The following is a 20723-nucleotide window of genomic DNA, read 5'->3' as shown; positions in this document are numbered from 1 at the left end:
ATTTATTGCTTCTATTTTATTCTATAAATTGTCTTCAAAATATCTTGTTATCTTCTCATGCAGATGTACCCGGTCACGTCCTATGACATTGTGCTTATGCGTGGGATAGATGAATAAATCGGGATACGTACGTGCATCCACACAGGCTTTTATGAACGAAAGTGTGTGTTGGGGTACACAGGTATCGTCATGGTCGTCATGAATCAACAATAGATGTCCTTTCAGGTTGCCTGCCAGATTCTTCAGGTTGCATTGTTCGTAACCTTCCGGATTGCTTTGCGGCGTATCCATGTAGCGTTCTCCGTACATGATTTCATAATATCCCCAGTCAATAACCGGACCGCCTGCAACACCTACTTTGAATATCTCCGGATAGCGGAGCATCAGGGCCGTAGTCATGTGTCCTCCAAAGCTCCATCCGTGTACGCCGATACGGTTACCGTCTACGTAAGGCAGGCTTTTCAGGAATTCCACACCTTTCACCTGGTCTTTTCCTTCTTCGATGCCGAGATGGCGGAAGGTGACGTTTTCAAATTCAAGACCACGGTTATCGCTTCCGCGGTTATCGAGGGTGAACATGATATAACCTTTGTTTGCCATATAGATGTCCCAGCCGCGTGCACCGTTTTGCCAGCCACCGGTGACCATCTGTGCGTGCGGACCGCCGTATACATAGATGATAGTGGGGTATTTCTTGTTCGGATCGAAGTCAGCGGGCTTTATGATACGGTAATAAAGGTCGGTCACACCGTCGGCAGCCTTGATGGTGCCTACTTCGATACTTGGCATGCTGAAATCCTGATACGGATTCTTTGCTGTCAGCAGATTGATACTTTTGAAGGTTTTAGTGTTGATTATGTCTATCTTACGGGGGATGCCAGGGGTTGAATAGTTGTCAATGATGTATGTGCCCGATGCGCTGAGTTCTCCTTTGTGAACACCTTCAGTTGTAGTATTGATGTTGAAAGGCAGACTACGCTTTCCGCTGGTTACGCTGACTGCAAAGTTGCTGCTTCCCAGTGCATCTACGGCATTGAATATAACTTCTTTTCTCTGAGTATTGAATCCTAAGATGTCACTTACCAACCATTTCCCTTCTGTGAGTTGCTTAATCAGTTTACCGTCTGTGCCGTAGAGATACAGGTGGTTGAAGCCGTCGCGCTGGCTCTGATAGATAAATTTGCTGCTATCCCATGGCAGGAATACGATGGGATGCTGAGGCTCTACATATTTGGGATGCGTCTCTTCAAAGAGAGTACCCATCAATTCACCTGTTTCTGCATTGTATTGACAGAGCTTGGCATGGTTCTGGTCGCGGTTCAATTCTATAAGATAGAGGCTTTTGGCATCCGGGGTCCAGCTGATATTAGTAAAGTAGCGGTCGGTGGGATCTCCCGCATTCAGATAAATCGTTTTCTGAGTTTCGGGATTGTAGATGCCTACGGTTACTTTATGGCTTGTCATTCCTGCCATGGGGTAGCGCACGTTATTCAGTTCGCCTATCCGTGCAGTGATGTCTACCAACGGATACTGCGTCACCATACTTTCGTCCATGCGGTAGAAAGCAAGCAGGTCACCCTTCGGGCTCCAATAGGTTCCTTTGCTGATGCCGAATTCATTGCGGTGTACGCTTTGTCCGCATACGATGCCTTCGGGTTCGTTGGTTACGGCGTGGCTATTTACGTACAGATTATTATCCTGGGTATAAGCCACGTTACCGCTTGCAATATTGTAATCTTTGTTGGCTGCTTTTTCGGGCAGAGCTTGTTTGCTGATGATTTTATCGGCTTTCCAGTCGTAAACAACGTAGTTTCTGGGCAGAGAGATAAGCAGTTGTGTTTTTTCGGCCCAAGGCAGGGTTACCTGATGTAAATGATTCAACTTACCCAGCTTTTCCTGTTCCAGTGCCTGATTGATTTTCTCACGCGTCAGGAGTAGTGTTTCTTTTCCTGTCTTCGGGTTTACTGCAAACAAGGAGTCTATTCCGGGCTTGATGCACGTATCTCCCCACCATTGCAGTCCGTACAGGTTTTCAGCAAAGCGATACGTTTCTCCGCCGGGAATCAGGTCTTCCAGCGTCGGTTTCTTTAAATCTTGTGCCATAACATTTGTTGTGAAGAGAGCGGACGATGCCAATAGTACCACTCCCATCCATTTACTGATTATCTTCATATCCATAATCTTTTGTTATTCTTCCTTCTTTCCGAACTCCCTTCTTTTTCTTTCCGGATAAGATGTTCCTTTCGGTTTACGGTCTCCGTCGAACTCTCTTCTTTCGCGCGGTCTAAACTCTTTTCCACCGTCGCGACGTTCCCTGTCGAATGGTTTTCTTTCCCGGTCTCCATCCTTGCGGAACTCTCTTGGCTTGAATTCTCTCGGTTTGTCATCTCTGGACCTGAACTCTCCCGGTTTGCGAGGTTCTCTCGGTTTAAACTCCCGTCCCTCTCTCGGCTTAAACTCCCGCGGTTCTCTGGGTTTGAAGTCTCTTCCTTCTTTCGGTTTGAAGCCGGATTCCTTGGAGTCTTCTCCTTCTTCGCCCTCGCCTTCCTGTTTCTTGAATTCTTTATATTTTCCGTCGAAAATCTCATATTTACGGAATTCACATTCCAATGCACCATTGAACAAAGGTGTCTTGACGGTCGGTTTCAGTCCTATCTGATCGAAGCATTCTTCGCGGTAAGAGAGCACCCATGCTGTATTTCCGATGAAAGCATGTTTCAAACGTTCACCTATCATCTGATACAATCCCAACAAGTTATTGGTAGAGATACGTTCTCCATAAGGCGGGTTGGTGATGATCATTGATTTCTCCGCGGGCTGCTCAAATTGCTGGAACGGCTGTAACTTCAAGACAATATCTTTTGATACACCTGCCGCCTTCACATTGTGTGTAGCTATTTCATTAGCTTGCGGGTTATTGTCGTAACCATATATCTTATGCGTAAATTCACATTCCTGACTATCGTCATTGTAAATCATGTCGAACAAATCCTGATCGAAGTCATTCCACTTCTCAAAAGCGAATTCCTTGCGGAACACTCCCGGAGCAATGTTGCGTGCAATCAGTGCCGCTTCAATGGGAATTGTACCCGAACCACACATCGGGTCTATCAAGTCACATTCCCCTTTCCATCCTGTCATCAATATCATTCCGGCAGCCAGTACTTCGTTTAGTGGAGCCTCTACTGCTTCCTGGCGATACCCGCGGCGGTGCAGTGACTCGCCCGATGAGTCGAGAGAGAGCGTACAAGTGGTCTGTGCAATGTGTATATTCAGCAATACATCCGGTTTGTTGATACGTACGGACGGGCGTTTGTTAAACTTATCACGGAAATAGTCCACAATGGCATCCTTCACTTTATAAGATACGAACTTGGAGTGGCGGAACTCTTCGCTGAATACAACGGCATCTACGGCAAAGGTTTTTTCTACATTCAGGATATCTTCCCAGCAGATAGCTTTGATTTGGTCATACACTTCATCGGCGTTCTTGGCAGTGAAGCTCTTGATTGGTTTTAGGATACGGATTGCTGTACGCAGGCAGAAGTTTGCTTTGTACATCATTTCCTTGTCTCCACTGAAAGACACCATGCGTCGGCCTATTTCTATGTCGTTTGCCCCTAATGCAGTCAGTTCTTGTGCCAGTACTTCTTCCAGTCCTTGGAAGGTTTTGGCAATCATTTGAAATTGTTCGCTCATTTATTTAATAACTGTTTGACTATACTTTTTATATTGATTCTCTCTATGTTTGGCAAATTATTGCATCTATATATTCAATGTGCTGTATCTATATATCCAGCGTCACTCCGAACATTATCTGTTATAGATTCATTTCTTGGCTTTTGTTTGCACGATTCTCGCTCCTGGCGGCACATTTTCCGTTACCCAGATATTACCACCTACTGTGGCACCCTGCCCGATGGTGATGCGTCCCAGGATGGTGGCGTTGGAATAGACGATAACATTGTCTTCCAATATCGGATGGCGTGGAATACCTTTGATCGGTTTGCCGTCTGCATCCAGCGGGAAACTCTTGGCACCAAGCGTCACTCCCTGATACAGTTTCACATTATTGCCGATGATGCATGTCTCACCAATTACCACACCTGTTCCGTGGTCTATGGTGAAGTGGCTGCCGATGACGGCCCCCGGGTGGATATCTATTCCCGTTTCGCTATGGGCCATTTCGGTGATAATGCGGGGAATGAGAGGAACACCGAGCCTCAGCAATTCGTGCGCAATGCGGTAGTTGCTGATAGCGCGTATGGCCGGGTAGCAACTGATTACTTCTCCGAAACTATGTGCAGCAGGGTCGCCATTGTAGGCAGCTGCTACATCCGTAGCCAGTACACGGCGCATTTCCGGCAGGTGGCTGATAAACTTGGCGGCAATCAGCGCAGCTTCCTCGCGTTGAAGTTCGGTGCAGCAACTGCATTCGCCGTCGCCGGTGAAGCAAAGACCTGCAAGCACTTGCTCGGTCAGTAAGTCGAACAAACGTTCTACGTTTACTCCGATGTGGTACTTTACGGTACGACTGTTGACTGTGGAATTACCGAAATAACCGGGAAAAAGTATGGCACGCGACAGCTCTACGATGTCATGCAACGCTTTGGCCGAAGGCAATGGATTACCGTCCGTGTGCTGATGAAACAGTCCTCTGTAAGACGAACTTTCCGATAGTTCATCGACTGCCTGTGTCAAAATGTGAGTAAAGTTCAATGGACTCATTGGGATATCCTTTTATAATAAGGTGGGCACAAAGGTAACTATTCTCAGCGAAAATCCCTCATTTATAGTATGAAAATCCCACAAATATGGTATTTCTTGTGAACCGTTATCCCGCTATCTTTGTACTTTATAAAGAAGAGTATAAATTAAAACCCAATAAGTTATGAAAAAGATAGCAAAACAGCTCACTGATCTTGTGGGCAACACTCCCTTACTGGAGCTGAGCAATTACAATAAAGCGAAAGGTTTAAAAGCCCGTCTGATCGTGAAACTGGAGTCATTTAACCCTGCCGGAAGTGTGAAAGACCGCGTGGCATTGGCGATGATTGAAGATGCAGAAGCTTCCGGTTTGCTGAAACCCGGAGCCACTATTATAGAACCTACCAGTGGAAACACCGGAATTGGGCTTGCATTTGTAGCTGCTGCAAAAGGTTATAAGCTGATTCTTACGATGCCCGACACCATGAGTGTAGAACGCCGTAACCTGCTGAAAGCCCTTGGTGCCGAACTGGTGCTTACACCGGGTGCCAATGGTATGAAGGGTGCTATAGCCCGTGCTGAAGAACTGAAAGCTGCTACTCCGGGTGCGGTGATTCTTCAGCAGTTTGATAACCCTGCAAACCCTGCCATGCACGAACGTACTACAGGACAGGAAATCTGGAGGGACACGGAAGGTGTTGTTGATATTTTTGTAGCCGGTGTCGGTACTGGTGGAACCGTTAGTGGTGTAGGTGTCGCCCTGAAGAAACATAATCCCGTTGTGAAAGTAGTGGCAGTGGAACCTACAGACTCTCCTGTACTTTCGGGAGGTGCACCGGGAGCACATAAGATACAGGGAATCGGTGCCGGTTTTGTTCCTAAGAACTACAATCCGGCGGTAGTAGATGAAATTCTGCAGGTAACGAATGATGATGCTATTCGTGCGGGCCGTGAATTGGCTAAATTAGAAGGTTTGTTGGTAGGAATTTCGTCCGGAGCAGCAGTCAGTGCAGCTACCCGTCTGGCACTTCTTCCTGAAAATGCCGGGAAAACAATCGTTGCATTATTGCCGGATACGGGCGAACGCTATCTTTCGACGTTGCTGTATGCGTTCGAAGAATATCCGCTGTAAGATGCCTGATGGATTCTTTTAATGGAAATCTGTTGGATATTTGTTATCGGATCTCGGAATGAATAAGTATCTTGGTTGAAAATGTCGTACAGTCTGTGTTTGGAATATTATAGATAAATATTTCTTTTATGTCCTTTAGAAGTGCCTGTGGCCCTACTTTGGTAGGGCTACACCTTTTACCCGGGATGGCTACACCATTTTGCGGTGATGGCTACACCTTTGGGGTAAAAGGGTGTAGCCCTGCTGGAGGGATGGTTCTGGGGTTTGGAATGCGATAATTATTATTTGACAGAAAGGACGAGCTTTAGAAGCTATGTATTCATTCTTGTGAGTATTTCTTTTATAAGTATTTGGTTTCCTATTTGCTTGAATTTTCTATCGTTAACTGCATTTGTGGAAGCTGCTGAAGTGAATTTGTTGGTAAAGAAATAAATAATCCCTGCCTCTACTAATATTTAATAGTAAGAGACAGGGAAAAGTTAACTTAGTGAGATTGAAGCGTTTTTAATGCTTAAAGAAACTGGATAGCATATCTGGTTGAACAGGATAACTACCATTGATAATTAAGTTTATAGCTGTAATTTGTTCGATTTATTGTTAGTATATAATAAGGGGTTTCTAGTATCCAACCACCGTCTCCCCAATTATACAATTCTTCTTGTATTTTTTTTGAAATAGTATATATTTGTTTGTTTTTCTGTAAAATAAACACATATATACCGCTAACTATAAAATAATCAGTATACTCTATTGGTTTTACACCTTTTTGATAAAGTTCTGAGTGTATTTCGTAACATACGCTATCTTTATCTGACTCTTTTTCAGTTGCTTTCAAGCAAGGAACTAAATTATTAGAGAGATTACTTAAATCTAATTCTCGAATAATATTTTCACAACTATCTTTTATTATCCTTTCTTCTCTCTCTATACAACTTGTGTATAATATGGATAGAAAGCTGATGATTATACATATACTTTTTTTCATTTCTTTGGTTTTATGTTTTTTATCGAATAAAACTCTTTTTCCATGTTTTATTTGGATAATATTGTATTATACCTTCTTTTTTGGATAAAATATAATGTGGATACTGTTTATTTAATAGAATGTTTTTGAAGTCACTATTTGAAGGTTTCCCATATCCGCCAAGATCATTTTTTGATGCTGGATGAGTATGGATATTAAAATATTTATCTCCTAAATATCCAACTCTTTCATTGTTGATATAGAAATCTCTAGACTGCATGTAGAGTTTACCATTTCTTTTTTCTGTTCCATTGAATACCCATGGGGATATAGATAATCCTATTCCGGAGCTTGATTTATATGCCCAAGCTGAAAATTCAATGTTGGAATTGAATGATAAAAATCCCATTACTTTTATACCTTCGCTAGCAGAACCTTCATGGAAAACAATTCCTGCCTCTGAGATATTATCAAAATATTCTCCTAAAAGAGTTCCTTTAGAAATGTCAAGGAAATTATTTTCATTAGAAATTGTGAAAATGTTATCTTCATTAAAAGTACCTACTTTGATTCTATCAAATTCATCTTTGGTATGTTCTACAAGGGATAACCTTCCTGTATTGGCATCAAAACCATATACATCTTCTCCTGTTGGGTCTATATATTTTATAGAATTGTTTAGGCAGTACACATAGGGACTTATTGAATAATATTTTTCAACTAGTGGATCTACCACATGCCATCTCCCCAGTGCTGCATCATAATGTCTTGCCCCATAGTCATACCAATTCAATCCTTTTTTTGCGTCGAGTTCCTTACCATTGTACTTGTAAGGTTGCGCATTTCCTGTATTTGCAAATACACCCCCAAACGGGTAATAATGATTTGTTTCTTCCACGTTGCCATTTTGGTCTACGACTACCCGGTTATTTCCCTGATGATCTTTCAGATAATAGTGGTATTTATTATCATTCAAAGAAACGTATCCTTCTTCAGTTAACAACAGCTTTGCTGTATTGTTTTCATAGATCACATTGCCGCAGTAATCAGTAGTGGTAGTAACACTTCCTATCTTATGAACTGTGCGGAGTTTTGTTCCGTCTGCCCCATAAGTATAGGTAATGGTACTTTCATCTAAGAACTTAACCAAGCTTGGCAAATTTAAAAAATTATATTGGATTTCCTTTATATCTTTATTTAAATCTTTTGTCAAGTTTCCATTAGAGTCGTAATCGTATTCAATAGTAGCATTTGCTCCTTTTTTAAATTCAAAGCCATTATTATATGCCGTAGCCGTTGCTGCGTCACTTACTGTTTTTAATTGATTACCCTTTAATTCCAACGTAAGATTATCAACTAGACCATAGGTACTGGCTCCTGTTTGTCCATAGCGTTTTAATTTTTTGATGTTGCCATTCTTATCATACTCGGTAATCTGTTCTGTAAAACGATTCAGATTCGCGTTGATAGAATTTCCTTCACCATAGATGGCATTAGTCATTCGGCTTAAGTTGTCATAACTGAATTTGTAACCACGAATGATATTATCTTTTCCTTGCCAGGTCATACTGCTGATATTTCCACTATAGCAGGGTACGCCTTCGCCATCGTTATAATAGATATTTTGTTTAAAAGCAGATGCCGATATAGAAGTAATCCATGAACGTGGATTGTATGTATAATCTATGTTTAGAGATGAAAGGCCATGCAATTTGTTTCTGCTAAGTCTTCCTACTTCATCATATTCTTTATCTGCTAAGGTAATCTGGGCGAGTGTTGTGCCATTGATTTCCGGTTGATAAGTAGTTTTGATGAGTCTTTCTCCATGATCATAGTTATAATTGTATACTTCGGCAATTGTTTTATTGTTGGCTGTGTGTACATGTCTGTGTTTAATGGGCTTTTTTCTGAAGTTATAAGTGAAATAATTCTTTTCTTTTCCTCCAAGTAGATTACTCTGTTTGGATTGCACCATGTTTTCACGTTCGTCATAATAGAAAACAGCGTATAGCACATTGCCGGATGTGGCTCTTGTAATACTTCCAGTTAACATTCCTTGCTGTCCACCTGGATATTGTTTGTCATATCCGGTTAGATCCTCACAATCATATTCTGCGTTTAAACTATTGTAACTTTTGAATTCATAGTTATCATAATAGTTCACGCTCTCTATTGTGGGTGAAGTAATATTTATACCTTGTGGCTGATATCCATAGAAAGTAGAATTTGGGGCTGCACTTCCTTTCCATATTGCAGTAACCAAAGTTTCTGAAAAACTAGTGTTAAAAGCGTTATGCTGTGCATTGTAAGTTCCGCTTAAGACAGATCTGCCATGGCTATCGGGGATGGAAAATAACCATTTATTTTGCTTTCTCATATTTCCATCCTGAGTTAATATAAGCCTTCCTGCTTTGTCGTAGATGTAATAGGTCCATGCAGCTGCTGGTAACTTTTTCCCGATACAGTATCCACGTTTGTCGTAGCAGTATAGGTATGCATATCTACTGATCGCACTACTGTTGTTATTATAACTATTCCCTTCAGAGAGAAGTTCTGAAGCAGCAGGTGGTAATACGGCTGCTGTGTTTCCGAAATCGTCATAAACATAGTAAGTATCATGATGATTGTTTCCTGACAGTTGTCGTATAAGTAAAGTTTGTCCCAACCTGTTTTTAAACTCATAGGTTATCCTGTTGTCTTCATCTGTAGTGGAGGTAACATATAACTCTGCTGTGTCATAGTCTCTCTCTCTTTTGATAGTGACTAGGGTGTCGTTGCTGTAACTTACTTTAAAGTGTGCACAACTGAAGCTACTTCCGTCTTTTTTATTTGAAGTGTAGTTCATTTTTATGCTTCTATCTCTTGATGTCCAATCTTCTCCGGCCCCAAATTTAGCTGAGATTCTTTCTCGGAAAGAAGGTTCGTAATGAGTGGCTGACAAAGGATCAAAATCATTATAAAACTCTCTTGATAGTTCAAGTTGAGTACCAGAGTCTACAAATGCTCCGTTATTGTTGCTTTCATAAACTATAGGTAACCATTCAGAGGTAGCCCTGTCAAGAGCATCATATTCCTGGTAATCTATGATATCACAGGAATTCGGACTTCTTTTTAGTAATACAGTTTCTTCCAACTTGCCTGTTTGATCCAGATATTGAATTGTGTGTAGGCAATGTGTTGAGTTTAGATTACTGATATCTGAAACACCAGCTAATGGGCTACGGGTTAATATGTAATTGTGATTCTGGCTAATGGAATTTTGCCCGTAGAGGACACTACACTGTATAAGTAATAAAGCTACTATTTTAAAAATCTTGTTTCTCATAATGTTCTGCTATTTATTGTAATAATGATAATCGTAATGTTCTATTATTTGCTTACTTCCGTTTTTGAGGATATAGCATTCCGTTAGTCTTCCAGTGGAGTCATAAGTATAATAAGTTATTAAACCGCGTGCATCGGTGATACTGGTTACTCCTACTAAAGGTGAGTAAGTGTATGTATTGATGTGTGCATTCGGCAGACGACTTCTGAGGGCATTTATGGTTGACATCTCACTGCTTGTGGGAGAAGATCTATCAAGCAACGTATTGATAAATGTGACACCTAAAATGTTTTTTACTTGTTCATAAGTACAATTCTTAATTTCTGCAACCGGATACATGCCATTATAGCTCCATAAGTAAACGATGGATGTACTTTTATCTGATACTTGCATCGGTTTGCCTAACCGGTTGTAAGAATTGAAGTTCAGCTGGGTTACAAAGCTACCTTTATAATTATTTGCGGAAAGAGGCTGTTTGGTTTCTATTGTGTATTCTTTTCCGGGGATAAGTATGTTTAATGTATCTTTGTATTCAACCTTTTTCCCCATTATTACACTGCCATTCTTTAGCGAAACTATCTCAACTGGAACATTTATAAGGTGTTTGGCAGTCATTTTGTTGCTGACTGCATCACTCAAGTCCGACGGATAAGTTGTCGTTTTCTGGTAGTAATCACCAGAGGACATTGTTGTTTCTTTGGTTCTTTGTAGTAATGAATTATATGTATATTCCTTTTCTGTATAAATGTTACCATTATTGTTATAGTCCACAGTGGTTTCTTTGCTAATATATGGGTATTCTATACGATAATTGTAGGGATAGATTTCACCGTCTCCTGAATTGAACATGAATCCATATACTTCTTGTGAATAAACTGAGGAGTATTCATATTTCACGAGTTGTTCTGAATAACCTCTTTTATAATATTCTATGGAAATGGGTAGTCCATTATAGTAGTCAATTTGTGTAGGGAAAAATGGGTAGTCATATTCACTCGTTTCTTTTTGATTATGGAAGCGATATTCTTTTTTAGCTGTTGAACTGGATACACTTACTGATTCTGTAACCCAATCATATCCGATGGCATTTCCATTTTTCAATGTATACATGGGGATGCTTGATTCTGATGTTTGTGCTAGGTAAGTAGTTTGATCATAATAAGCAGTACCAGTTATACATGAATGGCTAACCAAATAGGATACCATAGGGTCAATAAGTAAGGTTCCCGGAGAATATGTAAACTTACGCGTTCTTTTTCCTGTCCGAATCTGCGATATACGCAGTCCTCCCCCTGCAATTTCTTGGTTAGGATTCTCTGAACCACCAATTATTGTCTCTTTTTCATATAGTACGGAGAAGCTTAGCCATGTATCTTTAGCAAGTGCAAAGGCTTCTAAAATATAAGTTCCTGGTTGCAGGGTGATAGTCTTTCTTGGAAAATCTGCAGAGCAACTGGAGCCATTTAGTTCAATGGGGACATCATATTCATGAATTATATTCTTAGATCCGTATTTATCTAATTTGCTCAAGGTGAAGGTTAAGAAACCACTATCCCCATAAAATATATTTGGATCGGGAACACAAGACATGCTTTCTGCTGAACCAGAGATCGTTACCGGGGTACTTTTTTCAAGGACCAAGGTCTCTGTTTTGTATTCAGGGAGATGACTGTAGAAATCATCAGTATAGTATTTGTATACACTGAGACCTATATTTACAGTTTCGATGATTACATTTGTGGAAGAACCAGATGAACTGCTGGCAGCATATTTATTGGTTTCATACGTGAATTCACTGGATACTCCTGTCGGGTATCTGATGGCACGTAAACTTCCGGTTTGCATGTAATTTAGCTGAGAGCTTTTATCGGCTCCTTTATAGGTTTTACCACCATACACAGCTGTACAGTAATAAGTATCCTTTTGCTGGCTACCATTATAATATCCCCAGTAATCCGTGTTCTTAGAGTTTTTAGCAGGCATTTGTCCTTCATAATAAGAGAATGCGTGATTGTTGTTAGGATCAGATGCATCTGATAATTTAGTCAATTTCAAACGCTTGAAAGCTTGCTTGTAGCTTCCTGTATAGCTTCCATTGAAATATTCATAGTCAAATTGATAGTTCTTTATACATGTACTGTTTTTATCATATACTTTGAGAGTACTTAACTTCTGAGGATTTAAGGAGGACATAGTACCAATCATGTCTTCTCTTGAGGTGCAGCCGAATTCAATGCGACCGCCATCCCATGAGATTCCTGATAAGCGCAGGTTGTCAATTACGGTTTTACTGCATGAAAAGACTACACTACTTCCCGGTCCACAAGTGGAATTTCCTGTACTTGACAATACATTGTAGCCTATACAACTTTCTTGTGTAACTCCTTTGTACGATTCATTTTGATATGTGAAGGTAATTGTCCGGTTATTGACTGTCGTTACTTGCGACAAATACCAGCTTGATGTGTATTGGACCGGACTGTCATACAGGTTCAAATCACTTTCATCGAATTTAGTAGCATTGTTTAAATTTCTATTGAGCGATCCGGGACGGCCGTAAGAATGAGTTGTTTCATATTTATCAAATATATACTGCGTACCGTCTGGGGCAATCAACTTGAAATACTTTTTATTGCCGTTTGATAATACTTCTATTTTGATATTATCTGCTTTATTGAAAAGTACAGCTCCTCTAGATTTATCTATCAGGAACTTACCGCTAAAGCCAGGTAAAGAATAGCTGAAGATATCGGGCTCGGAGTCTGTTATCAATTCTTTTCTCGCTACCGTACCATCAAAGACTGTTTGAAAGTAGTCGTTTACAGTAGGGTTATTAGCTTCCGGACCATTGTAATATCCTGCTCTGAGGGATTTACCGGGATATGTATATTCCAGAAAGTCATCATAGCATTTGACTGTTCGTGAAATAACACCTCCGGCATTGAGTGCCCAGCCTAGACCAACCCATGAAGCTTCCTGGTCCATTCTGATTCCTGATGCATGGTAGTTTAGAGATATAGGCAGTTTGTAGCCATCTATATTAATCTCATATAAAGGTATAGATATATCCGGAACTCCTGTGTAATAAGATACCGGATAATCTGAGAAGATAGCTAATGAGCTTGCATTAGGAGATACAGGGACATATCCCGGTAAAGTGCTTCTGTAATCGTCTCCCAGACTCATTAAACTGATTCTGGTAGAATCGTTTGAACTGATTGGTGCTGGGTGTATAGTCTGTCCGTAACTTGCATGGAAAGAAGCGGATAGACACATGATGATGAAGAGTAAACCTCTTCTTAAATGTGATATATTCATAAATTTCTTATTCTTTAAATTAAATAGTTCAGTTTCTTTGAATGTTAGTTGGTTTAGAATTCCGCAAGCTGGCATTGTTGGCCTGGCTTGCGGAAAGGGGAACTTTTAAGGTTTTACAGCGTCATCGCATTTGCTCCCAACGCTCCCGCAATAGCCGAAGCCACCGCGATAACCACTTTGAGGATCATATCCCATACTGATTTCTTGATTGCCATAGTTTCACACCTCCTTTCGTGTTCTCTTTTTGAATGATTTCATGCTCTGAATAAGAATCAGAGTTCTTTGCTTACATCGAAGCACGGGCATACCTTTATCCACTCCTCCGGCTCCACCACTCCGTTCCCGTTCAGGTCCGGACTAAGGTCACGGTGCCCGCAGACATAGCTCTTTCTGAAGCGCTTCAACAACTGGTGCACCAGCAGGCGGAGCGCACTTTTTTGTTCCGGTGTACGGGTATCTGCAGGATGTCCGTTGCAATCCAGTCCACCCTCATAGCAGATGCCTATCGAGTGGGCGTTGTGCCCTTTGGCATGTGCCCCTATCTGTTCCAGGGGGCGGGTGGGGACGACGGTGCCATCCTTGCGGATGTAGTAGTGATAACCGATGCCATGGAAGCCACGGCGGCGATGTTCTGATTCCAGGTTCTCTGTGGCAAGGGCATGATCCGCCCTGGTGGCGCTACAATGCACCACAATTAAGTTGATACTTCTCATGTGTTTCTGATTGAATAGTTTAGTTGATAAAAATAAGTAACTTACCGGTAAAAAAAAGAAATAGTTTAGTTAGTCTGTAATGGTTTAGTTTCGTGTACGTGTTTGCGTTGTATCTTTAACCCAGCGGATCATCCTCTATGCCCCCGTCACCGCCGGAACCACCATTACCGGAGCCACCGCCGGAACCGCCTGCCTGACTTGTTCTGTAGGGAATACATTTCACTCCGGTCACCATCGAACGGGTAGCTACGGTACGGTCCGGATTCTTGGTGTAGCAAGGCAGGAAGCGCACGGTCATGGTGGCCTGTGCCGCCGATACCTTGTCGGCGCTTTCCACACCTTTGCCGTTCGACTTCATGGTCATGCGAAATGTGCCGAAGCCGTCCAGGGTTACACTTTCAGAGGATTGCAGGTGAGTGGTCAATACCCTCACCAGGTTGTCGATAACATTTTTCATGTCGCCTTTGGAGAGGGAAGAGTATTCTGCAATCTCCTGGGCAATCTGGTCTGTTGACACGTTGCCTTTCAGCACGACGCGCGGATAGAATAGTTTTTTGCCGTCCTTATTTGCCAATATGGATTGGGCTGTTTTGTAAAGTACTGCCATAATTTAGTAAAGTTTTAAATGTGTTGATGAATAATTTATTGTTTGTGTCTTAAGCTTAACCACATTGCAAAGATAAGCCTTATTATGTGAACTAAAAAATAAAAAAGGCCGTTTTTCTTCATGAATTTCAGCCTGTGCTATTCACGTTTCGTGGCTTCCTTTTGCTTGATACATAAACTCAATAGATATCTTCCGGGCTGCCGTATTTTGCCGTGACTTTCCCGCAGATCGAAGAATCCCTTCCATATGGGATGCCCGATAATGCCGAAGTTACTCTTCAGGACAATGACATATTGCTCTTGCGGAGGAATATGAAACTGTCGGAGATTGAAAATAAGACCGTCCGGATTGCGATCCAGGCCGTCAGCCGGCGGTTGCAGGCGAGTCACGTCTTCATCGGTCCATTCCCTCCGGTGAGGCTTGTCGTTACCGGATGTAGTTTGTGTGTGAACGCCGGGAGCTCCCCCGGAAGAAATTAATTCCTCCTCCTCTTCCTCCGCGGACATTTCGTCCGCGTTCTGAGTTCCCCCGGCGGGGGAACTATTGAGGAGGGGTTTTTCTATTCTATGCTGTGCTATGCTATTCTGTGCTATGCTATGTGTACCGGATGTTACATTTTCGGGCTTAATTGTTACACTTTCGCCCTTGGATGTTACATTTTCAACTTCAGACTCCGTGTTCTGTTCTGTGAATGAATCGGGAGCGTCGTCAATAAGATTATACCGCTTTTCTATTGCGGAGGATTTCCGGCGTTTGGTACTGAAAAGGTATTGCCTTTGTATCTCGCTGCTGGTGAGTATGCCGAACTCGTTGAAGAGCCCGGGATGGAAGATGCCGTATTCGGCAGCAAGGGTAAGGATGCGTTTTACGTCACCGGCTGTTTGGTTGTAGAGGCTTGTGGAGATGTCTTCGTAGAAGAGTTCGTCTGCACGGACGTAGTAACCCTCTCCGCCGTAGATGCAGGAGAGGGCGCCAAATAATGTGGCAAGTGAGCCTTCGCCTTCGCGCTTCATGATGCGGCGTACCAGGCGGTTTTGCATGAAGTCTATATCGATGGGGAAATAATCGAGTCCCCGTTTTTTTATTCTACACATGTGTTTGGGTGTTTAGTTTTTAGTGAAAAATGAATTAATCTATAGCTATTTCTCTAAGACTCCTCCGTTTTCGGGCTATACTTTCTCTTACCACTTGGCGGGCGTGGAGAATGAGGGTCATACGGAGACTGTAGTCGTTGGTTTCGGTTATCACGGGGTAGCTGCGTGTATCATTTACTATCTGTGTATGATGGTAGCGCTTCCTGCAGGTTGCCTTGCGGCATTCTTTGCAGTAATTATCCGGATTCTGTGTACGTTTGTTGATGTAGAAGGCTTCAAGTGGGAGTTTCTTCAGGCAGCATCCGCAGGTGCGGAGAGATTTTTTGTTTTTCTGTTCCATAAATGAGTATGATTTAAATGATTTGATTTAGTTTCTTGGATCTATATATCTGTCGTGCTGGATCTATATACCTGATGTGTTGCATCTCTATGTCCTGTGTGTTGGATCTATATATCCTGTACATTGGATCTATATGCCTGATATGGAGGCTCTCTACTTTCTGGTTTAAAAGATTGGCTTTTCATAATTTGATTGCATTTATTTGCATTTTAAAAACAAAAGGATTGTTTTCTCTCTTGCAAATATATTAGATTTTAATATAGCAAACAAATAGTTTTAGATATTAATTTTATGAAAATACGTAAGTGCATGTCAATGAGGAATCAATGTAATCTGATTTGTTTACATCGATAAATTTAGAAGGGAAAAAGGAATGTTTTGTGTGGTGCAGGGAAGATTATACCTCGCTTGGGCGCAATCCGAATGATCTGCAACTCATCTTCTCGACTTTTACTTCCCACACTTTTACGTTGCGCACGGCAGGTTCGCTGTATTTGAATTCATCGCTCGTATATTGTTGCATGATGATGTCGAGTATACGTCGCTTTTCGTCCATATCTTCGATGAAACGGACGTTTCCGTGGCACATCACGCTACGCGACTTCATGCTGTAGCTACATGCCACCTGGCGGTGCATGTATACCAGCTCGTGTCCTTCGCAGAAGGTGATGCAAACGCGCGGGTGGCGTTCTGCCATTGCTACTTTGCCGCCTTCGGGACCGGAATGCAGATAGATGATGCCGTCCCGGTAAGCAAAGTTCATGGGGACTACGTAGGGATTACCTTCCGGATCGGTGATACCTACCGTACAGTAAGGGCATTTGCGGATGATTGCTTCAATCTCCGCTGTGTCGGTGATTGCGATTGTCTTCATAGGGCTGAATAGGAGTTTTATTCGGCGCAAAGGTAATCATTTTATTCACAAACGCCAGCCGGCGGTTGAAGAAGCGTGCGAAAAGCCCGACAATCAATGCGGCGATGATCGTGCCTTCGCGTACTCCCTCTATGGTTCCGGCTAATAGCAGGGAAGCTGCACAAGCCAGAAGTGCCAGTGTGGTGTCGAAGCCGATTTTGGTAATTCCGAATTCTTTTCCGGTGCGCAGGGTGATGGCTTTTACAAAGGCTTCACCGGACAGCATCACTACATTGGCTATCACTTCCATACTCACTCCCAGTCCGAGTATGGCGCAGCCGGTCACCAGTGATAGAATCTGTGAAGCGTATCCCGCAGGGGTGAAACCCGACAGCAGTGCCATCGAACAGTCTATGAAGAAACTGAAAAGTATCGCTACGGGGATTTGCAGAAATTGTTCTTTCCTGAAATCCTTTTTCAGCAGTGCTATTTGTCCGGCTATCAGCACGGCATTCAGCAACAGCGTGAATTGCCCCAGTGTAATGGGGAATTTCAGACTGAGCGTATAGGGAAGGCTCGATATAGGTGAGGAACCCAGATTTGCTTTAATAATCAAACTAATACCGAATGCATTTACAAATAAACCCGCGATGAAAAACAGATAACGGGCTGTTAATTCTCTTTTTGCCATTTTATTATACAATTTTGAGGGACGAGTTGATAAGGGAACCAGTTGACGAGGGGACAAGGGGACAAGGAGACAAGGTTCCATGCGGCATAGAAGCATTGCGCAGCCCCTCGTCCCCTTGTCAACTGGTTCCCTCGTCAACTGGTTTCCTTCAATTCTCGCTGCAAAGTTACGGCAACTATCTACCGTTTCACGGTTCAAAAATCGAAGCAGGTTGTTCAAAATGTGGGATTTTCTTGTGCCAGAGCTTTTCAGATACTATCTTTGTACTTCAAAAACGGAACTTTATGAGTGAAGAATACCTGTTCCATACCCGTCGCCAGACGGATCTTCTTTCCTATCCCTGCAGGGCGGAGAAGGGAGAATTTCTGTTTTGTCTGCAGGGAGAGGTGCAGATTTACATTAACCAGCAGAAGTATGCACTGTCTGCCGGAAGTGTGATACTGGTATTTCCCGGACAGATTACGCTTTATAAAGATGCTACAGAAGATTTGGAACTGACGGTCTTTGCCTTTTCCAGTCAGTTCAGGCATGAGATTTTCTATTCGTTGCCTTCGGATAAAGTGTCTTTTATGCGCGAGCATAATTACAGTTCATTCCAGGGTGAGGAATGGGACGGAGTGCGAAATCACTATCTGGAACTGTTACGTCGGAAGTCTGCGGACGATGGGAATGTGTATCAGCGCGAACTGATTGTTTATTGTTGCCGGATGCTGTTTTATGAGATTTGCAATCAGTCCGAAAGGCTTTACCGGGAAACGAAACCGAATCATCTGCGCTGGCGGTTGAAGGACCGGTTTATTGCGTTGGTGATAGAATCTTTCAGGGAACAGCGGTCGGTAGATTATTATGCGGATAAGCTTTGCGTCACGGGCAGGCATCTGAGTAAGACGATACAACAGACAGTGGGATGCACAGCGAAGGAATGGATAGACGATTACGTAATACTTGAACTGAAAGTGACGCTTCACTCTACGGCGCTTTCCATACAGGAGATAGCGAATCAGTTTAATTTTCCGGATCAATCATATTTAGGAAGATACTTCAAGCACCATACGGGGATGTCGCCAACGGCTTACAGGGAGAAAAGGGAAGACTTTCCGTCCGCAGATGAATAAAAAAGAAGGTGTGCTTCACGATAACGAAGCACACCTTTCTGTTATTTATATGAACCTGATAACATTACCAGCCCTCATTCTGCTCTATCACCGCACCTGTATTCGTATCGATTACTGTCTGTGGTATCGGGAACAGATTCCATTTCGTAACCTTGGCCTTGTCCGACTTGAAGTACCCACCCCAGAAAGGCTGGTCTGCTATGTACATGGCATGACTGTTGAGGCTCTCGATGCCGTCATTGCCCATGCGGAGCAGAGTTACCCATCTTCTTTCTTCACCGAATAACTCACGTACCCGTTCATCGAGGATGTATTGCAGCGTCATATCGTCTGCCGTAGCCAGTTTTGTACATTGTGCACGGTTTCTCAGCTTGTTGATGTCGGTGGCAGCAGCACCTTTGTCGCCTGCACGCAGGTTGGCTTCGGCACGGAGCAACAAGGTTTCTGCCGAACGGTGTGCATACTGGTCGCAAAACATGTTAGAACGGTTACCGCCATCGGCCAGGTCGTCATATCCCCAGTCGTCTATCGGAGCAAGTTTAGTCCAGACGGGGAAGAGCTCTGTGATCTTTTGGGTATTGTAATCCAGCATTTCGTAAGGAACCGGTTTGCCATACATGCTATGCTTCGTATCCATGCACACAAACTGGCGGCGGATGTTGCAGGGCGCATTGCGTATATCATCTTCGTAATCGCCTTCCCAAACATCACTGATCACATAAGTGGTAGGAGCCATATTAGCCACACCGCGTCCGCCTACGTAGGCCGATACGTTTCCGCCCGGATATATGCTTTCGTCGATATTGCCTGCCCATGGCCCAGCTGCTGCTCCGGCTTCGGCATATTCAGCTTTCCATACCACATCGCGGAGAACGGGAGACATTTCACGCGGATAACCTACGAAGTTGTTTCCGCCATATTCATGATAAACTGTATAATCGTTCTGCAAGGTCCACAATGCTTCCGTATTTCCTTCGGCGTAGTCATAGTTGCCTTCCTGGAAGAGGTCGAAAAACACATTGCCGTCTTCATAGTAAGCAGCCACACCATTCTTTGTTGTTCCCCCTCCCGGGATGCTGCGTGTACCGAAGCGCTCCGTCATCAACGGATGCAATGCCATCACCTTGTCGGCATATTCGATGGATTTCCGTAGGCATTCGGCGTCATTGCTCTTGATGGTGGCCAGTGCCAGATAGGCTTCGGCCAGGAAATGGTAAGCGACTCCCTTTGACACGCGCCCGGCTTCCGATGGATAATCGGGCAGTGCTGCAGCGGCAGCTTCCAGGTCGGTAATAGCGAAGTTATACGTCTCTTCGCGGCTGGAACGTACAAAGTCCAGTTTCAATGTCTGATAGAATTGATCTACCAGGGGCACTCCGCCAAACAATTCACCCATTGTCAGGTAACCGTAGCCACGGAAAAACATGATTTCACCGTAGGCCTCATTGCGCTGTGCCTCGCTTTCCCAGGGCAGACCTTCCTTATTATAACCTTCCAGTGACTGGTTGGCATAGTTCACCATCTGGAACATGGCGTCATAAATCTTGTTGGAATTGCTGTTGGTACTCGACCAGTTGGCAAAGTTACAGTAACCATTGCCCGTGCTGCGGAAGTAAGGAGTATCCAGTACATCGGTGCCCAGTCCTTTCAGAAAATAATCTTGTTGATACCAGTAGCGGATGTGGATGTACAAGTTAGTGATACAAGCCTTCACCTGGTCAATCGTTTCGTACGAGTTGTCGGTGGTGTAGATTGTTTTCGGTTTTTCCGTCAGGAATCCCTCATCGTCACAAGACGTCGTCATGCCAAGCATGGAAGCCGCGGCAGCTATGAATATGTATTTTTTTGTTTTCATCTTTAGTGT

The 20723-nt window shown here is 43.0% G+C and carries 16 protein-coding genes; 2 read left to right on the top strand and 14 right to left on the bottom strand.

The annotated features are described in order from the left end of the window. Positions 1-21: 21 nt before the first annotated feature. The 3 genes from DWW10_RS09550 to epsC all read right to left on the bottom strand — a co-directional run bounded on the left by DWW10_RS09550 (position 22) and on the right by epsC (position 4728). Entirely contained in the window at positions 22-2172 is a 2151-nt protein-coding gene (locus DWW10_RS09550; protein ID WP_118487035.1) for a S9 family peptidase, read from the bottom strand. Between the two features lie 15 nt (positions 2173-2187). Next, positions 2188-3699 (bottom strand): THUMP domain-containing class I SAM-dependent RNA methyltransferase, encoded by a 1512-nt coding sequence (locus DWW10_RS09545; RefSeq protein ID WP_022393101.1) that lies wholly within the window; start codon positions 3697-3699, stop codon positions 2188-2190. A gap of 129 nt (positions 3700-3828) precedes the next feature. Beyond that, a complete protein-coding gene (gene epsC / locus DWW10_RS09540) occupies positions 3829-4728 on the bottom strand; it encodes a serine O-acetyltransferase EpsC (RefSeq protein ID WP_007660959.1) in 900 nt (299 codons plus the stop codon). Between the two features lie 163 nt (positions 4729-4891). Between epsC and cysK the strand changes: the two genes are divergently transcribed. After that, positions 4892-5839, top strand: coding sequence for a cysteine synthase A (gene cysK / locus DWW10_RS09535; protein ID WP_022393100.1), 948 nt, complete (start codon positions 4892-4894; stop codon positions 5837-5839). Positions 5840-6389: 550 nt separating this feature from the next. On the opposite strand, the gene DWW10_RS09530 is transcribed toward cysK, so the two are convergent. From DWW10_RS09530 to DWW10_RS09490, 10 genes are all read right to left on the bottom strand, one after another. Next, positions 6390-6824, bottom strand: a complete 435-nt coding sequence (locus DWW10_RS09530) for a hypothetical protein (RefSeq protein ID WP_022393099.1) — start codon at positions 6822-6824, stop codon at positions 6390-6392. Between the two features lie 19 nt (positions 6825-6843). After that, positions 6844-10128, bottom strand: coding sequence for an RHS repeat-associated core domain-containing protein (locus DWW10_RS26245; protein WP_022393098.1), 3285 nt, complete (start codon positions 10126-10128; stop codon positions 6844-6846). 9 nt (positions 10129-10137) lie between these two features. Next, on the bottom strand, positions 10138-13446 hold the full coding sequence (locus DWW10_RS09520) for an RHS repeat domain-containing protein (protein WP_182021376.1): 3309 nt from the start codon (positions 13444-13446) through the stop codon (positions 10138-10140). 113 nt (positions 13447-13559) lie between these two features. Further along, on the bottom strand, positions 13560-13655 hold the full coding sequence (locus tag DWW10_RS26020) for a smalltalk protein (protein WP_158585981.1): 96 nt from the start codon (positions 13653-13655) through the stop codon (positions 13560-13562). A 63-nt stretch (positions 13656-13718) separates the two neighbouring features. Further along, positions 13719-14159, bottom strand: coding sequence for an N-acetylmuramoyl-L-alanine amidase (locus tag DWW10_RS09515; protein WP_022393096.1), 441 nt, complete (start codon positions 14157-14159; stop codon positions 13719-13721). A 115-nt stretch (positions 14160-14274) separates the two neighbouring features. Continuing rightward, positions 14275-14766: an HU family DNA-binding protein gene (locus tag DWW10_RS09510; RefSeq protein ID WP_022393095.1), complete on the bottom strand. Its 492-nt coding sequence runs from the start codon at positions 14764-14766 to the stop codon at positions 14275-14277. A gap of 137 nt (positions 14767-14903) precedes the next feature. Next, entirely contained in the window at positions 14904-15860 is a 957-nt protein-coding gene (locus tag DWW10_RS09505; RefSeq protein ID WP_022393094.1) for a DUF4373 domain-containing protein, read from the bottom strand. Between the two features lie 34 nt (positions 15861-15894). After that, complete coding sequence (locus DWW10_RS09500; RefSeq protein ID WP_022393093.1) at positions 15895-16200, bottom strand: hypothetical protein; 306 nt, start codon at positions 16198-16200, stop codon at positions 15895-15897. 397 nt (positions 16201-16597) lie between these two features. After that, on the bottom strand, positions 16598-17074 hold the full coding sequence (locus DWW10_RS09495) for a pyridoxamine 5'-phosphate oxidase family protein (protein WP_022393092.1): 477 nt from the start codon (positions 17072-17074) through the stop codon (positions 16598-16600). Further along, positions 17037-17744, bottom strand: a complete 708-nt coding sequence (locus DWW10_RS09490; RefSeq protein WP_022393091.1) for a YczE/YyaS/YitT family protein — start codon at positions 17742-17744, stop codon at positions 17037-17039. Before DWW10_RS09490 ends, DWW10_RS09495 begins: the two co-directional genes overlap by 38 nt. A 284-nt stretch (positions 17745-18028) precedes the next feature. Between DWW10_RS09490 and DWW10_RS09485 the strand changes: the two genes are divergently transcribed. Next, entirely contained in the window at positions 18029-18859 is an 831-nt protein-coding gene (locus DWW10_RS09485) for an AraC family transcriptional regulator (RefSeq protein WP_022393090.1), read from the top strand. 64 nt (positions 18860-18923) lie between these two features. Here DWW10_RS09485 and DWW10_RS09480 read toward each other — a convergent pair whose 3' ends face one another. Continuing rightward, positions 18924-20714, bottom strand: coding sequence for a RagB/SusD family nutrient uptake outer membrane protein (locus DWW10_RS09480; protein WP_022393089.1), 1791 nt, complete (start codon positions 20712-20714; stop codon positions 18924-18926). Between the last annotated feature and the right edge of the window lie 9 nt (positions 20715-20723).

The sequence above is a fragment of the Bacteroides intestinalis genome (assembly GCF_003464595.1).
Classification (GTDB): domain Bacteria; phylum Bacteroidota; class Bacteroidia; order Bacteroidales; family Bacteroidaceae; genus Bacteroides; species Bacteroides intestinalis_A.
Note: the sequence above shows the minus strand (reverse complement) of the source record. Positions and strands in the feature narration are given on the sequence as shown.